This window comes from Microvirga sp. P4_G7 (assembly GCF_056401005.1).
In genome coordinates, this window is sequence record NZ_JBFUKD010001159.1 from 1 (window position 1) to 591 (window position 591).

Annotated in this window: 2 protein-coding genes; both read left to right on the forward strand. The window is 58.4% G+C overall.

The features are described from left to right. A partial coding sequence (locus AC1DT3_RS23615; RefSeq protein ID WP_477467576.1) for an EAL domain-containing protein occupies positions 1 to 368 on the forward strand: 368 nt, incomplete at its 5' end. Next, on the forward strand, positions 368 to 591 hold a 224-nt coding region (locus AC1DT3_RS23620), incomplete at its 3' end, for a hypothetical protein (protein ID WP_477467577.1). The genes AC1DT3_RS23615 and AC1DT3_RS23620, both read left to right, overlap by 1 nt.

Here is a 591-nt window from a genome sequence, read left to right on the forward strand (position 1 = left end):
GCGTTCAGCTCTCGGTCGATGATTTCGGCATCGGCTATTCCTCGCTGAACTATGTGAAGAATTTTCCGATCGACCGGTTGAAAATCGATCGTTCATTCATCTCGAGTCTACCCAATACACGCGATTCCGCGATCGTGAGTGCAATCACGACGTTGGCACGCAGCCTGAATCTGAAGGTTGTCGCCGAGGGGGTTGAAACGACGGAGCAGCTCATGCACGTCCTCGAAAATCAATGCGACGAAGCTCAAGGCTTCCTCTTCACGCCGGCCTTGCCGCCTGCCGAACTAGAGAGCTTGTTGCGGCAACACCGGGTTTATCCGCTTCCTGCGTTTCATCCACCTGAAATCGTCGCTGGCTCGTCTCCGTGATGCGTAGGTTCCTAGCGCGCCTGCGCGAGGCGCCCGAACGCGAATACGAGATGAGCTTCAATCGCGTCGCTTTTCTCGTCGTGATCTGTGGCTATACGTTCTGGGCCGATCCGCAGAATGCGCGTGCGGCGCTCGTCAGCATGGCCGTCTTCGCGGTCGTCTCGGTCGGCGTCGTCCTGCACATCCTGTGGCGCCCGCAGCAATCGACCGTCCGGCGCGTGAT